Origin of the sequence: Roseobacter sp. OBYS 0001 (assembly GCF_019654895.1) — a bacterium.
Taxonomy (GTDB): Bacteria; Pseudomonadota; Alphaproteobacteria; order Rhodobacterales; family Rhodobacteraceae; genus Roseobacter; species Roseobacter litoralis.
This window is the reverse complement of the sequence record NZ_BPES01000001.1, coordinates 403741-417124: the sequence shown is the minus strand read 5'-3', so window position 1 is coordinate 417124 and position 13384 is coordinate 403741. Positions and strand designations below refer to the sequence as shown.

The 13384-nt window shown below is 56.4% G+C and carries 16 protein-coding genes; 13 read left to right on the top strand and 3 right to left on the bottom strand.

Annotation, left to right across the window (positions count from 1 at the left end; translation table 11 throughout):
- Window positions 1-105: 105 nt before the first annotated feature.
- Complete coding sequence (locus K5Q35_RS01985; protein ID WP_220798225.1) at window positions 106-1050, bottom strand: hypothetical protein; 945 nt, start codon at window positions 1048-1050, stop codon at window positions 106-108.
- Between the two features lie 606 nt (window positions 1051-1656).
- Here K5Q35_RS01985 and K5Q35_RS01980 point away from each other — a divergent pair.
- The 5 genes from K5Q35_RS01980 (at window position 1657) to K5Q35_RS01960 (ending at window position 5275) form a co-directional block, all read left to right on the top strand.
- Window positions 1657-2019: an SUF system Fe-S cluster assembly protein gene (locus K5Q35_RS01980; RefSeq protein WP_013961403.1), complete on the top strand. Its 363-nt coding sequence runs from the start codon at window positions 1657-1659 to the stop codon at window positions 2017-2019.
- Window positions 2020-2031: 12 nt separating this feature from the next.
- Window positions 2032-2589, top strand: a complete 558-nt coding sequence (locus K5Q35_RS01975; protein WP_220798224.1) for a sugar O-acetyltransferase — start codon at window positions 2032-2034, stop codon at window positions 2587-2589.
- Between the two features lie 32 nt (window positions 2590-2621).
- A complete protein-coding gene (locus K5Q35_RS01970) occupies window positions 2622-2966 on the top strand; it encodes an iron-sulfur cluster assembly accessory protein (protein ID WP_013961401.1) in 345 nt (114 codons plus the stop codon).
- A 285-nt stretch (window positions 2967-3251) separates the two neighbouring features.
- The gene (gene tpiA / locus K5Q35_RS01965) at window positions 3252-3998 is read left to right on the top strand and encodes a triose-phosphate isomerase (RefSeq protein ID WP_220798223.1); all 747 of its coding nucleotides are present in this window, start codon (window positions 3252-3254) and stop codon (window positions 3996-3998) included.
- A gap of 95 nt (window positions 3999-4093) precedes the next feature.
- Window positions 4094-5275: a cytochrome P450 gene (locus K5Q35_RS01960; protein WP_220798222.1), complete on the top strand. Its 1182-nt coding sequence runs from the start codon at window positions 4094-4096 to the stop codon at window positions 5273-5275.
- Window positions 5276-5355: 80 nt separating this feature from the next.
- Here K5Q35_RS01960 and K5Q35_RS01955 read toward each other — a convergent pair whose 3' ends face one another.
- Window positions 5356-5817, bottom strand: coding sequence for an Lrp/AsnC family transcriptional regulator (locus K5Q35_RS01955; RefSeq protein WP_013961398.1), 462 nt, complete (start codon window positions 5815-5817; stop codon window positions 5356-5358).
- A 136-nt stretch (window positions 5818-5953) separates the two neighbouring features.
- On the opposite strand from K5Q35_RS01955, the gene cysG reads away from it, so the two are divergent.
- From cysG to infC, 7 genes are all read left to right on the top strand, one after another.
- Entirely contained in the window at window positions 5954-7381 is a 1428-nt protein-coding gene (cysG, locus tag K5Q35_RS01950; protein WP_220798221.1) for a siroheme synthase CysG, read from the top strand.
- Entirely contained in the window at window positions 7381-7686 is a 306-nt protein-coding gene (locus K5Q35_RS01945) for a DUF2849 domain-containing protein (protein WP_220798220.1), read from the top strand. The genes cysG and K5Q35_RS01945 overlap by 1 nt, the downstream gene beginning before the upstream one ends.
- On the top strand, window positions 7679-9343 hold the full coding sequence (locus K5Q35_RS01940; RefSeq protein ID WP_220798219.1) for a nitrite/sulfite reductase: 1665 nt from the start codon (window positions 7679-7681) through the stop codon (window positions 9341-9343). Before K5Q35_RS01945 ends, K5Q35_RS01940 begins: the two co-directional genes overlap by 8 nt.
- Window positions 9333-10094: a phosphoadenylyl-sulfate reductase gene (locus K5Q35_RS01935; protein ID WP_220798218.1), complete on the top strand. Its 762-nt coding sequence runs from the start codon at window positions 9333-9335 to the stop codon at window positions 10092-10094. Before K5Q35_RS01940 ends, K5Q35_RS01935 begins: the two co-directional genes overlap by 11 nt.
- Window positions 10091-10504, top strand: coding sequence for a DUF934 domain-containing protein (locus K5Q35_RS01930; protein ID WP_220798217.1), 414 nt, complete (start codon window positions 10091-10093; stop codon window positions 10502-10504). Before K5Q35_RS01935 ends, K5Q35_RS01930 begins: the two co-directional genes overlap by 4 nt.
- An 81-nt stretch (window positions 10505-10585) precedes the next feature.
- Window positions 10586-11434, top strand: coding sequence for a ferredoxin--NADP reductase (locus tag K5Q35_RS01925; RefSeq protein WP_220798216.1), 849 nt, complete (start codon window positions 10586-10588; stop codon window positions 11432-11434).
- Between the two features lie 219 nt (window positions 11435-11653).
- Entirely contained in the window at window positions 11654-12199 is a 546-nt protein-coding gene (infC, locus tag K5Q35_RS01920; RefSeq protein ID WP_044025245.1) for a translation initiation factor IF-3, read from the top strand.
- A 118-nt stretch (window positions 12200-12317) separates the two neighbouring features.
- Here the strand turns inward: infC and K5Q35_RS01915 are convergent, their stop codons facing one another.
- Window positions 12318-12458, bottom strand: coding sequence for a hypothetical protein (locus K5Q35_RS01915; protein ID WP_217517513.1), 141 nt, complete (start codon window positions 12456-12458; stop codon window positions 12318-12320).
- Window positions 12459-12510: 52 nt separating this feature from the next.
- On the opposite strand from K5Q35_RS01915, the gene K5Q35_RS01910 reads away from it, so the two are divergent.
- Window positions 12511-13296 carry a GNAT family N-acetyltransferase gene (locus K5Q35_RS01910; RefSeq protein ID WP_220798215.1) on the top strand — a complete coding sequence of 262 codons (786 nt, stop codon included), beginning with the start codon at window positions 12511-12513 and terminating at the stop codon, window positions 13294-13296.
- Window positions 13297-13384: the final 88 nt, after the last annotated feature.

Sequence of the window (13384 nt, the reverse complement as noted above, 5' to 3'; positions counted from 1 at the left end):
TGAGCTACGGTCGGAGGCGGCAATGAGCGATGGATATCCACGCGCCGCCGCAAGTCGGCTGAGAACCCAAGGCTCCAATCACATATCGAAATTGCGCCGCTGCCCTCAGAATAGCATGAGGTCGGACACCCTTTTGGGTTGGCTGCCAAACACAGATTGGATGCAGGCGTTAACTACTGTCTCTTTCTTCTTGCCCGACCATGCATCAACAATTCTTGGCGAAAGGAAGAAGTTCTCCGCCCTGTTAATAAGCATGTAAGAGAGCTCATATTTCCTGCCTTCGCCTTTTTGGGTCATAACAGGCGCCGTATATTTTCTCGCTCTGCCTGAATGAGCGCCTGCATAGCTGAAGATGACTGTCGTTTCAGTTGGTCCAGACGGAATAATGTTCAGGATTAACGCAGCAAATGGTTTGCCCCAAGGCTTCAAATCTACCGAGAAGAAAGACGATGCCGCAAGGCAGGGTTGCTCACCTTCGAACTTGAATACTGAATGCTTGATCTGCGAATACTTTTTGCTTTCAAAAATTGGATCGAAGAACTTGTAGCGATATTTCCATACAGACCAGGCCTTCATCATGTGCTGCATAGCTTCCATGCCTGGTGCTGATGGTTTGTCAGCCGAAACCTTACCTTTCGAGACAAGCATCTGGTAACCTAACTGAACTCTCATTGCCCCTTCGAGTACAGTATGCAATTCCCGAGTTACTGAGCGGTAGGCAACGAGAAATAACTGCTCGATATCGTCTGGTGATAGCGGTTTCGTGTCGATTGCTTTGAAAATACTTGCATCATGGTTTGCGCAAAGTCCCAAGAACGTAGAAGCCTTCTTTCTTCCTATTAGGTCGAGGCTTGGTTCTGGCTTTCCGGCTACCACCTTCATTCCGATTTCGTAAACGTGGTTGCTTTCCTCGATTAGTTTCAGTGCCGTTGCATTCTGTACAGAGTGGGCTCTGATGGCATCATTTCCACATTCCATTTTTGGCTCCAGACACTTGCCGTAGCGAGTTTTCTGGATGGACATGAAATCCGAGATGTGTGTTTCCGTCATCTGATCTTCTCATAGGTCCAAGCCTAACATGGATGTACCTAAGCCGTCGCAAAAGCAAGGATTGGTAACCCGCGAACCGACGTTGCCGGCGAATTACCTCTAGTGGTGCTCGGAAGATCGCCAAAATACTCCGGGTAGGCGCCGGAATGTTGAACCAACCGTCGGCACTTGCCGATTGAACGACGTCATCACCCGCTCTGTCCGCTCTGCCATCACTCTGCTTCCTTTAATTCTGCGCAATCGATCAAGGTCCGCTTCGACGGGCCGCGTCGCAGCAACTGACCCCTCGGGTGAACGACAGCTCTGAGCCGCTATAGAAAATCTCCAAAGCTGCTTTGCTCGACCAACTGAATGACACGTTGGCTCCGTGGATTGCCGCACCAAGACGCCCCTTAAACCGGTTCTGGTTTGAACCCTCTTTAAAGATATATTCAAAGCAGCTTTTGAAAAACACGTTTGCTGCAATTATCAATGTCATTCACTGCAATTATCAATGTCCGGCTACACCGGCTACAACAACAATCAGTGTCCCGCTACAGCGCTGGCTCTTTACGGGTCAGCCCATAATCCCTATATAAACGATCAGGAACAAAATTGAGGCCTGATATGAACAACGTGCCAGAACCGCTCGAGGGAGCGCCCCTAATCGCGCCGTCAACGACGGATCACCCTTTGTATGAGCAGGTGGTGGAGGCATGCCGCTCCGTTTATGATCCGGAAATTCCGGTGAATATCTACGAGCTGGGTCTGATTTACACGATTGATATCAATCCTGAAAATGCCGTTGCGATCAAGATGTCCCTCACAGCTCCGGGTTGCCCTGTTGCGGGTGAAATGCCGGGATGGGTTGCGGACGCAGTGGAGCCGATCCCAGGGATCAAGCAGGTCGATGTCGAGCTTGTCTGGGAACCCCCTTGGGGCATGGACATGATGTCTGACGAAGCGCGTCTTGAACTCGGGTTCATGTAGACCTGCGCTGTCATGACATGCGAAAAAGACAAGATGATTGCTGGTGCGTTTTACCAACCCGGTGACCCTCAATTGGTGCGCGAGCGGGCACGCAATCAGGAACTGCAACGTCGCTATAATGCCACAACCGGTTCAGATCAGGACACGCGGATTACAATCTTGGATGAATGGCTTGGCGGTCGGGGTGAAAACTGCGCGCTGCGCACACCCTTCTATGCTGATTATGGCTACAACATCCATCTGGGCGACAATGTGTTCTTCAACTACGGCTGCGTCGTTCTGGATGTCTGCGAGGTGCGGATCGGTGATATGACGCAAATCGGACCCTATGTGCAAATCCTGACGGCAGACCACCCCAGAGATGCGGCCAGTCGTGATGCGGGTCTTGAGTTTGGCCAGCCCGTCAAAATCGGTAGAAATGTCTGGATTGGCGGCGGTGCGCTCATCTTGCCCGGCGTTGAGATTGGGGACGATGCGATTGTCGGTGCGGGCGCTGTTGTCACGCGCAATGTTGCGCAGGGTGTCACGGTCGCAGGAAATCCCGCCCGACCGCTTGTTCCGCACGCGTGAAGCAACTAGATTAACCGCAAAGGAGACGTCCTATGTTTGGTATTCCCGGCAAACCCCCGGTCACATTGACCCCGAAAGCCTGCGCGCAAGTTGCGAAGCTTATGCAGTCTGCGGGTCATGCCGGCTTGCGCATTGGCATCAAGAAAGGTGGTTGTGCGGGTATGGAATACACGATGGAATACGTCGAAGATACCGACCCGAACGACGAAGTGGTCGAACAGGACGGCGCGCGCGTGATGATTGCGCCCATGGCGCAGATGTTTCTTTTCGGCACTGAAATCGACTATGAAACCAGCCTGCTGGAGTCCGGGTTCAAGTTCAGAAACCCAAACGTGACCGAAGCATGCGGCTGCGGTGAATCCATCAAATTCGGCTAGGGCAACGCGCCCGGTCGCGAAAACGGCGGTACGTGCCTGTCAGCGCCGGGCTTTTCAGGCAACAAACCGAACGCAGGGAAGTTAAATCGCACTTCTTTTGACGCATGATGCGCGGATATGTCTTTTTGGCCATCTCTGCGCACCAGATTTTACGCGTCACGCCTTTGGGTCATACCCCCGCCGTAACGACATGAAACGGTCAGGTACCTGCCACATTATCACAACAGCGTTTGCCCAGTTGCATCAGGGCTGCTAGCAAGAGACATCACAAATCTGGAGAGTAAGATGCAGCGCAAACTGGCGGCGGGAAACTGGAAAATGAACGGCGCACGCGCGGACCTGTCCATGATCGACAGGTTGAACACCAGCCATCCGAGCCCCGACTGTGACATTTTGCTTTGCCCTCCTGCGCATCTCGTGTCGCAAGCCGTCGCGCAGGCGGCGAAGGGCACCGTAAAAATTGGGGCGCAAAACTGCCATTCCGCCGAAACCGGTGCCTATACTGGCGATATCTCTGCGGGGATGTTCGCGGAAATTGGGGCAAGCCATGTGATCGTTGGCCATTCCGAGCGGCGGGAGGGGTATGGCGAAACCGATACAGATGCGCGCGCGAAGGCCACAGCCGCTCAGGCAGCAGGCTTGATCCCCATCGTTTGCCTTGGCGAAAGCCTCTCACAACGCGACGCCGGGGATGCGCTGAACGTTATTCTGACGCAGTTGGCAGGGTCAGTTCCCGCTGGCAGCAAGGCTGATACGCTCGTTGTCGCCTATGAACCGATCTGGGCCATCGGCACCGGTAAAATCCCCACGATGGATGAGATTGCCGAGGTGCACCAAGCCCTGCGTGCAAAACTCATCGACGCCTTGGGCAAAACCGGGGCCGCAGTTCCCCTACTCTATGGCGGATCGGTCAAGCCGGCCAACGCTGCCGGTATTTTCGCGTTGGAACATGTGAACGGGGCGCTGGTCGGTGGCGCAAGCCTGACGGCGCAGGATTTCTCTCCGATCATACAGGCGCTGTCGGATAGTTGATTTTCATCGGATCGGACGCACCGGCAAACCACCAAAATTGAAATGCGGCGCAGTCCCCCTTTCCCATACACTGTCAACTGGCCTTAAAGACGGATATGCAACTCCTTATCCAATCCCCGCTGGACCCCACCTTTGTGCAAAACCCCTATGCGCTTTACGCAGAAGTTTTCACCGGGGACACGATCCGCTACTGGCAGGACTATGAAATGCCAGCAATCTTTGATGCGGCCAACGTGCAGTCGGTGTTGCGGGACCGTGGTTTTGGGCGCGCGACCCCAGCCGATCAGATCGAGCCGCTACGCCCGCATCTTGCTGCGTTCAACGCTGTGGAAGCTGTGTCCATGCTTGATCTGGAACCCCCGGATCACACCCGGTTGCGCGGCCTTGTGCTGCGCGCCTTCACCTCTCGTAAAATCAAGGCGTTGGCGCCTGATATTCATGACATATGCGACACATTGATCGCTGCACTGCCCCCGCATGGATGTGACCTGATTCCGGCGTTTTGCACGGCTCTGCCCGTGCGCATCATTGCTCGGCTCTTGGGCGTACCCGAAGACATCAGCGGTGATTTACTGCGGTGGTCCAATGCAATGGTGGCCATGTATCAGGCCGGGCGCACACTGCAGACCGAACAAGCGGCCAACGCAGCCGCCATCGAATTCACCGCATTCCTGTCCGATTATATCGACATCAAACGTCGTAACCCACAAGATGATCTGATCAGCCACCTGCTGCGCGCCGAGGATAACGGTGAAAAGCTCAGCCGGGACGAATTGATCGGCACTTGCATTCTTCTGCTTAATGCCGGACATGAGGCGACCGTGCACACGATGGGAAACGCCGTCAAAGCCTTGCTGGAACACGAAACTCCTGCCTCCGCCCTCACCGATCAAAACATCGCCACAACGGTCGAAGAAGTGCTCAGGTTCGATCCACCTTTGCACATGTTCACGCGCTACAGTTACCAAGATACCACCATCGGCGGCCATATCATCCGCAGCGGCCAGCAGGTCGCTCTGGTGCTCGGCGCGGCAGGTCGCGATCCGACCCTGTGCAAGGACCCGGATGTTTTTGACCCTTTCCGTGCGCCCGTCGCACACGCGGCTTTTGGCGGCGGATTGCATTTTTGCGTCGGTGCACCGCTGGCAAGGCTTGAACTTCAAATCGGGCTGCAACGGCTCTTTGCCGCCTGCCCTCATCTCGCCCTCAGCCGCTCCCCCGAATTTGCCAATGCGTACCACTTTCACGGCCTCAAGCGCTTGGACGTCACCTACTGACGCCGCCTATTGCGCCTAAGGGGCTCACGGCGCTACAAATCCCAGAATGGAATGCGGCGCAGCCGCGCCTTTGGATCAAGTCACAATGGCAGCATCGTGGTTGATTTGATCTCTTCCATGGACAAGAGCGCCGTTACATTGTGGACGCGCACCTCCGAGATCAGCGCCTGATAAAAGGCATCATAGGCGCGCGCATTCTTTACTCTTACTTTCAGGATATAATCGATATCTCCTGCCAGCCGATGCGCCTCCTGCACCTCTGGCCGTTCGCGCAACGCTTTCAGAAACGCCGCCTGCCACTCCGCCTCATGTTCCGACGTGCGGATCAACACGAAAAAGCACGCCTCAAACCCCAATGCTTCCGCATCAAGCACGACCGTTTGCTGGCCAATGACCCCAGCCTCCCGCAACTTGCGAATCCGGTTCCACACCGGTGTCTTTGAAGACCCGACTTTTGCCGCGATTTCATCCAGAGACTGGCTCGCATCCTGCTGGAGCGCCCCAAGAATTTTCCGGTCTGTCTCATCAATCCGAACTGACATTCCAAATACACGCCCCATTGTGTTTCACTGTTCTCCCACACAGCATAAATAGAACATTCGTTCTTTTCAAGCATCCTATATGGCGCATATTCGGAATTTTATTCTATATTGAGGGTAAGAACTTTGAGGTATCAATATGGATCATTTTCCTGTCTTTCTCCGCGTGCACGGCCGACGCATCGTGGTTTCGGGCGGTGGCGAGGCTGCTTTAGCAAAACTGCGGCTGCTGCTCAAAACCACCGGACACATCACTGTGTTTGCCGAGACGGCCGCCCCGGAAATCCAAAAATGGGAGGAGGAAGGAAAGCTGACGCTGAACCGCCGGGCTCTGGCTCCTGGTGATACCCTCTGTGCCGCGTTGTTTTATGCCGCGGACGAAGATGACGCAGAAGATGCGCGCACATCGGCCATCGCGCGGGCTGACGGTGCACTGGTCAATATCGTGGATAATCTGCAGGACAGCCAGTTCATCACGCCGGCGATTGTCGACCGGGATCCCGTCACCATCGCCATCGGCACCGAAGGCGCCGCACCCGTTCTGGCCCGCGCCATCAAGGCGGATCTGGAAAGCCGCCTGCCCGTCTCCCTTGGGGCGCTGGCAAAAATTGGCAAATCCTTTCGCAAAGCGGCAGATGCACTCCCCTTTGGCCGCCCACGCAGGGATTTCTGGCGCGCGTTTTACTTTGAAACCGGCCCCGAAGCGATCAAGCAAGGCGAGGTTGCCGTTCGCCATGGCTTGGACGGCCTGCTTGCCGATCATCTGAACCGCAAGGCGCGCCCCGGTCATGTGCATTTCATCGGTGCCGGTCCCGGCGATCCCGACCTGCTGACCATTAAAGCGCAACGCGCCCTCGATGAAGCGGATGTGGTGATCTATGACCGCCTGATCAGTCAGCCCATTCTTGAGCTGGCCCGCCGGGAAGCCATCATGATTGATGCGGGCAAGGAAGGTTTCGGCCCCTCCACCCCGCAAGAGGACATTAACGCGCTGCTGGTGAAGCACGCGCGGACCGGGGCGCAGGTTGTCCGCCTCAAATCTGGCGATGCCACCGTGTTTGGGCGGCTGGACGAAGAGATTGACGCGGTTGATGCGCATCAAATCAGCTGGGAGATCGTGCCCGGTATCACCGCAGCCTCGGCAGCCGTGGCCGCCATCGGTCAGAGCCTCACCAAACGCGGGCGCAATTCTTCGGTGCGATTTCTCACCGGGCACAACATTGCCGGGTTTGCTGATCACGACTGGGCTGCTTTGGCCCGTCCCGGCGAAGTGGCCGCGATTTACATGGGCAAGAAGTCTGCGCGCTTCATGCAGGGTCGGCTGATCATGCACGGCGCAGACCGCCACACCCCTGTCACTTTGGTTGAAAACGCATCCCGCCCCGATCAGCGGATCGTTGAAACGACGCTGGATGCACTGCCCGCCGCCCTGTCGGCCGCAGAAATGTCCGGCCCTGCCCTGACATTTTATGGATTGTCCAAACGCAAGGCAGCCACTGCGGTGACGGATCTTGCACCCTCGCTGATTTCTCACACCCCGCCCGCACATGCACAGGAGGCGCTCTGATGCCCAAAGCGTTCAATCCCAAAGTCGTCACCGCAAATCACTTGCTGAAAGGCGACGTAATCTATCAGACGGCCACCGGCTGGACACGCGATCTGGCCGAGGCCGAAGTTCTGACGGACGAAGCGGATGCAGACCTGCGCCTGATTGATGCCGCCCAACAACACTCGGTGGTGGTCGGCGCTTATTTGGCGGACATCGATCCCAACGAGGACACCCCAAAGCCCATCCATTTTCGCGAAGATTTCCGCGCACGCGGCCCCTCCAACTATGCCCATGGCAAGCAAGAAGGATTGAGCAATGTATAGCTATACCGATTTTGACAGTGCCTTCATCAAGGAGCGCAACGCGCAGTTCCGCGCGCAGGTCGAGCGTCGCATTGACGGATCGCTTACCGAAGATGAGTTCAAACCCCTGCGCCTGATGAACGGGCTCTATCTGCAACTGCATGCCTATATGCTGCGGGTCGCAATTCCCTATGGCACGCTGAACGGGCGTCAGATGGACAAGCTGGCAGATATTGCGGACCGCTGGGACAAGGGCTACGGCCATTTCACCACGCGGCAAAACATCCAGTACAACTGGCCTGAATTGCGCGACATACCGGACATGCTGGACGCGCTTGCCGAGGTGCAGATGCATGCCATTCAGACCTCCGGTAACACCATTCGAAACGTGACGGCAGATCATTTCGCCGGGGCCGCAGCAGACGAAATTGCTGACCCGCGCCCGGTTGCTGAGCTGATCCGGCAATGGTCCACCGACCATCCGGAATTCCAGTTCCTGCCCCGCAAGTTCAAAGTCGCCGTGACCGGATCCCCCAATGACCGCGCAGTGACCAAGGCGCATGACATCGGGTTGCGCATGCTGGAACGCGACGGCGTGGCCGGGTTCGAAGTTATCGTCGGGGGCGGCCTTGGGCGCACACCGATGATCGGCAAAGTGCTCAAGGATTTCCTGCCGCGCGAAGACCTGTTGCCCTATCTCGAAGCCATTGTAAGCGTCTACAACCTGCTGGGACGGCGTGATAACAAATACAAAGCGCGCATCAAGATCACGGTCCATGAAAACGGCATCGATGATTTCCGCGCGCGGGTCGAAGAGCGCTATGCACTGATCCGTCCGCAATTTGGTGGCATTGACCAACAGCTTCTGGCCGGGATCGAGGCGGATTTCGCAGCACCAAAGTTCAAAACACAGTCTCTGGCGACCTTCGAAGCGGCCTATACCAACGATCCGGTCTTCCGGTCTTGGGCCGACACCAACCTGACGGACCACCGCGCGCCGGGGTATGCGATTGTTTCGATCAGCCTAAAGGCACATGCCGCCACACCCGGCGATGCCACGTCAGCACAGATGCGTGTCATGGCAGATCTCGCGCGGGACTATGGGCATGACGAATTGCGCATCAGTCATGAACAGAACGTCATCCTGCCGCATGTGCATAAATCCGACCTGCCCGCACTGCATGCACGGCTGAAAGAGGCGCAGTTGGCCACGGCTAACATCGGGCTGATTTCGGACATCATCGCCTGCCCGGGGATGGATTATTGCGCGCTGGCCACGGCCCGTTCGATCCCGATTGCGCAAGAAATCGCGACCCGGTTTGATGACCTCAAGCTTGAGCATGACATTGGACCGCTCAAGATCAAGATATCGGGCTGCATCAATGCCTGCGGCCATCACCATGTGGGCCATATTGGCATTCTGGGCCTTGATCGCGCAGGGGTCGAAAACTATCAGATCACGCTGGGTGGCGACGGATCAGAGGACGCGACAATCGGCGAGCGTGCAGGCCCCGGTTTCTCGGCCGAAGAGATCACCTCCGCGGTCGAGCGGATCGTGATGGCCTATCTTGAATTGCGCCACGCACCCGAGGAAACTTTCCTCGAAACCTATCGCCGCATCGGTCTCGCCCCTTTCAAAGCGGCCCTTTACCCAGAGGTGCAGGCTGATGCCGCTTGATGATGCGCAGCCATTAGACCAGCGCACCGACCCGGCCGATGGCCTGCAGGCGCTTGTGCAGGATTTGAACACGCGCATGCGCCATCATGGGGCGGTGGATGTCTTGCGGGTGGCTCTGGCCGAAATCACACCGCTTAGCCTCGTGTCGAGCTTTGGGGCGGAATCGGTGGCCTTGTTGCATCTGGCGTCCATGGTGGATCGCAACATACCGGTGATCTTTGTGGACACAGAAATGCTGTTCACGCAGACGCTGGTCTATCAGCAGGAACTTGCGGAGCGTTTGGGCCTGCGCAACCTGCGGATTGTGCGCAGCGCCGATATCGCGCAACGCGACCCAACTGGCACGATGCACCTGCATGACCCGGACGGATGCTGTGCCTTGCGCAAAACCGAACCGTTGCAAAAGGCGTTGGCCGGCAGCAATGGCTGGATCACCGGGCGCAAACGCTATCAATCCGGCCAACGCGCCGCACTTGAACATTTCGAGATCGAGGCGGAGACCGGCCGCATCAAGGTGAACCCGCTCGCCTATTGGCAAGCCGGGGACGTGGCCGATTACATTGCTGAAAACCGTTTGCCCCGGCACCCGCTGGTCGCGCAAGGCTACCCATCCATCGGCTGTGCGCCCTGTACCTCACCGGTGCGCAGCGGCGAAGACGCGCGCGCCGGACGCTGGCGCAACACCGAAAAAGACGAATGCGGAATCCATTTTGTGAACGGCAAAGCGGTCCGCCAAGGAGATATGATATGACTGTCATCGTGACTGATACCGGCTTTGCCCCGGACGACTGGACCGAGGGTTTTGTGGCTCTTGGTGCCGCCAATGACGCCGAAGCGCTGGATGTACCCTCGGATGCAGACCCAAACCAGATCCCGATCTGTGACGGCCTTCATATGGTGCGCATTGATTTTCCCTCCTCGGCGGACGGGCGCGGCTTTACAATTGCGCGGGCCTTGCGCCTGCGCGGCTACACCGGGCGGCTGCGGGCGCGTGGACATGTGCTCGCGGATCAATATGCGATGGCGCGGCGTGCCGGCTTTGATGAGGTCGAGATTGACGCAAACCTTGCAAAACGCCAACCTGAAGAGCAATGGCAGTTCCGTGCCAACTGGCAGGCGCATGACTATCAGAACCGTCTGCGCGGTACAGCCACCGGGTAAAGCGGCAAAGCGTCCTGCTTCAATATTCCGAAAACACTTTCTAAAAAGGTGCGGCAGGTGTAAGCCTGCCTTGACATATTTATGACTGAGCAAGCTACCGTGAACAAAGAAACTGCCACCAAAGTCCCCACCCTGCCCGACGCGCAAACCGTGACCGCTGTGCAGCACTATACAGACCGCCTGTTTTCGTTTCGCGTGACGCGCCCTGCGTCATTGCGGTTCCGGTCCGGCGAGTTTGTGATGATCGGCCTGATGGGCGACCCTGACCCCAAGACCGGCAAACAAAAGCCTTTGATGCGGGCCTATTCGATCGCCTCCCCGTCTTGGGACGATGAGTTGGAGTTCTACTCCATCAAGGTGCAGGACGGCCCGCTGACCTCACGGTTGCAGCACATTCAGGTCGGTGACGAGATCATCCTGCGTCCCAAACCAGTCGGCACTTTGGTGCATGATGCCTTGCTGCCCGGCAAACGGATCTGGTTCTTTGCCACCGGCACCGGCTTTGCCCCCTTTGCGTCGCTTTTGCGCGACCCGCAGACCTATGAAGATTATGACGAGGTCATCATCACCCACACCTGCCGCGAAGTCGGCGAACTGCAATATGGTGCCGATCTGATCGAGAGCATCAAAGCCGATGAATTACTGAACGAGTTGATCGGCGAAGATAACCTCAGGAAATTGCGCTATTATCCGACAACCACCCGCGAAGAAAGCCCGAAGATGGGGCGCATCACCGACCTGATGCGCTCGGGCGATGTCTTTGCGGACCTCGGGGTTTCCCCGATGTCCCCAGAGACGGATCGTGCCATGGTATGTGGCAACCTTGCGTTCAATCTGGAAATTAAAGACCTGCTCGAAGGCTATGGTCTTGAAGAAGGGGCAAATTCGAAACCAGCGCAATATGTGGTTGAGAAAGCCTTTCTTGACTGACTATCCAAGCTGTCTGTCGATGCCAATCAGCCAAAAACGGACGGTCCGGGGGTGGCAGCGCTCGCCGACCTAAAAAGTGGGTTTGCAACATCAAAGCGAGATGCTAAGCGAACTCAGGTCGCTTTTCATCCGCTTATCCTGCATTTGCAGCTTGAAGTAGCACCGACCTGCGTCTAATTTATGAGCGCAGTTTCGTTGAACAATTGAAGGAAGAACATCATCGCTCGCAGACCACACAACGCGCCGCCGCAACGGGAAACCGGTCCACGCGTGAACGAAAAAATCCGAGGGTCAGATATCAGACTGATCGGGGCCGAAGGTGAAAACGTCGGCGTTGTAACACCCGAACGTGCCATGGAAATGGCGAATGACGCCGGGCTGGATCTGGTCGAAATCTCGCCAAATGCCAACCCGCCCGTGTGTAAGATCATGGATTTCGGCAAGTTCAAATATGAACAACAAAAGCGAGAGAGCGAAGCCCGGAAAAAGCAAAAGATCATCGAGATCAAAGAGGTCAAATTCCGGCCCAATACCGACACCAATGACTATGATGTCAAAATGCGCAATGTTTTCAAATTTCTGGAAAACGGCGATAAGGTAAAGATCACATTGCGGTTCCGGGGACGCGAAATGGCGCACCAGAACCTTGGTCGCGAGTTGCTGGAGCGTGTCGCAGAAGACACCAAGGAAGCGGGCCGCGTGGAGAACTTCCCCAAGATGGAAGGCCGCCAGATGGTCATGCTGATCGGGCCACTTCCGAGGTAGCCGACCCTCACACACGCTATTCAAACCCAACGTCCTGTCCCAACGGTCAGGGCGTTTTGCGTTGGGGCGGCAGGAGCAAACGATCAACAGCGGTTTTCAACCGGGCACGCATTGAGCCTCAAAGAAAAAGTTCAGCCAAAAAAAGCACTGCACCTATCGGCACCGAAATCACCGCAGCCAGCAACGCAGCGCCTAATGGTGTCGGGCGCACAGCAGGAGCCAGTATTCCGGCGACGGATTTGAAACGTGTCTTTTTCATCAAGGACATTAACCATGTTTTAGGTTTCCAGAGCCTTAATGGATTGATGGAAATGCCCCTTCAACAACATCCAAGCTTTGGCGAAGCCCTCAAAAGGCTTGGTACGAACGTTCAAAGGATCAGCATCAGTGGCGCTGCCCCGACGCAGATGATTAAACGCTTTGGGATTGCTTTTGCACCACGCGGGCCCCTCTGGAATGTAGAGGATGCAGACGCTTTGCGCCGCTCCCCCCTTCGGATCATAAACGCGGAATACCCGAGCAACATTTACCATGAGGCCGGATTTCGCCGCATCATGACGCCCGCACATGTCGCGGAACTCAACCTATGCGACACGTGTTGGCTGACAAAGGCCACTGGGAAGTGGCGAAATGCGTGGCGCAAATCGCAAAAATCCGCGCTCAAGCTGCAACACGCATCTTTCGATCAGACCGTGCATGACTGGCTGTTGACGGAAGATCGCCTCCAACAACGTCAAAAAGGGTTTCGCGCTCTTCCTCATAGCATTATTCATGCCTATGCGGCGACAAACCGGGACAAAGTGATTTTGTTCACGGCCAGGCAAAAAGACAATCCCGTTGCAGCGATGCTGTTCCTGGAACATGGCCCTGTGGCAACCTATCATCTGGGATGGACCAGCTCTGCTGGCCGCGGCGCCAATGCCCATTACGCATTGTTGATGCACGCCGCAGATTACTTCGCCGAAAGATCCATCACACGACTGGATATTGGCACTGTTGACACCGAAAATACGCCGGGCCTCGCCCGTTTCAAAATTGGCAGCGGGGCACAGGTGCGGGCCTTGGGCGGTACGTGGATCCGTATGCCCGGTATGTGACAGGTCCGAATCACCACTGATCCTTGACGCAAACACGCCAGTTGCACCAACACCGCCCTGATCAAAACGTGCCGGTCAGGATAGGTTG

Bases quoted from the DNA above. Each gene is read 5' to 3' on its own strand.
- K5Q35_RS01975 (WP_220798224.1), top strand. From the start codon at position 2,032: ATGACATGCGAAAAAGACAAGATGATTGCTGGTGCGTTTTACCAACCC.
- K5Q35_RS01915 (WP_217517513.1), bottom strand. From the start codon at position 12,458: ATGAAAAAGACACGTTTCAAATCCGTCGCCGGAATACTGGCTCCTGCT.
- K5Q35_RS01925 (WP_220798216.1), top strand. From the start codon at position 10,586: ATGACTGAGCAAGCTACCGTGAACAAAGAAACTGCCACCAAAGTCCCC.
- K5Q35_RS01945 (WP_220798220.1), top strand. From the start codon at position 7,381: ATGCCCAAAGCGTTCAATCCCAAAGTCGTCACCGCAAATCACTTGCTG.
- K5Q35_RS01910 (WP_220798215.1), top strand. From the start codon at position 12,511: ATGCCCCTTCAACAACATCCAAGCTTTGGCGAAGCCCTCAAAAGGCTT.
- K5Q35_RS01935 (WP_220798218.1), top strand. From the start codon at position 9,333: ATGCCGCTTGATGATGCGCAGCCATTAGACCAGCGCACCGACCCGGCC.
- K5Q35_RS01960 (WP_220798222.1), top strand. From the start codon at position 4,094: ATGCAACTCCTTATCCAATCCCCGCTGGACCCCACCTTTGTGCAAAAC.
- K5Q35_RS01940 (WP_220798219.1), top strand. From the start codon at position 7,679: ATGTATAGCTATACCGATTTTGACAGTGCCTTCATCAAGGAGCGCAAC.
- K5Q35_RS01970 (WP_013961401.1), top strand. From the start codon at position 2,622: ATGTTTGGTATTCCCGGCAAACCCCCGGTCACATTGACCCCGAAAGCC.
- K5Q35_RS01955 (WP_013961398.1), bottom strand. From the start codon at position 5,817: ATGTCAGTTCGGATTGATGAGACAGACCGGAAAATTCTTGGGGCGCTC.
- K5Q35_RS01980 (WP_013961403.1), top strand. From the start codon at position 1,657: ATGAACAACGTGCCAGAACCGCTCGAGGGAGCGCCCCTAATCGCGCCG.
- K5Q35_RS01930 (WP_220798217.1), top strand. From the start codon at position 10,091: ATGACTGTCATCGTGACTGATACCGGCTTTGCCCCGGACGACTGGACC.
- cysG (WP_220798221.1), top strand. From the start codon at position 5,954: ATGGATCATTTTCCTGTCTTTCTCCGCGTGCACGGCCGACGCATCGTG.
- tpiA (WP_220798223.1), top strand. From the start codon at position 3,252: ATGCAGCGCAAACTGGCGGCGGGAAACTGGAAAATGAACGGCGCACGC.
- K5Q35_RS01985 (WP_220798225.1), bottom strand. From the start codon at position 1,050: ATGACGGAAACACACATCTCGGATTTCATGTCCATCCAGAAAACTCGC.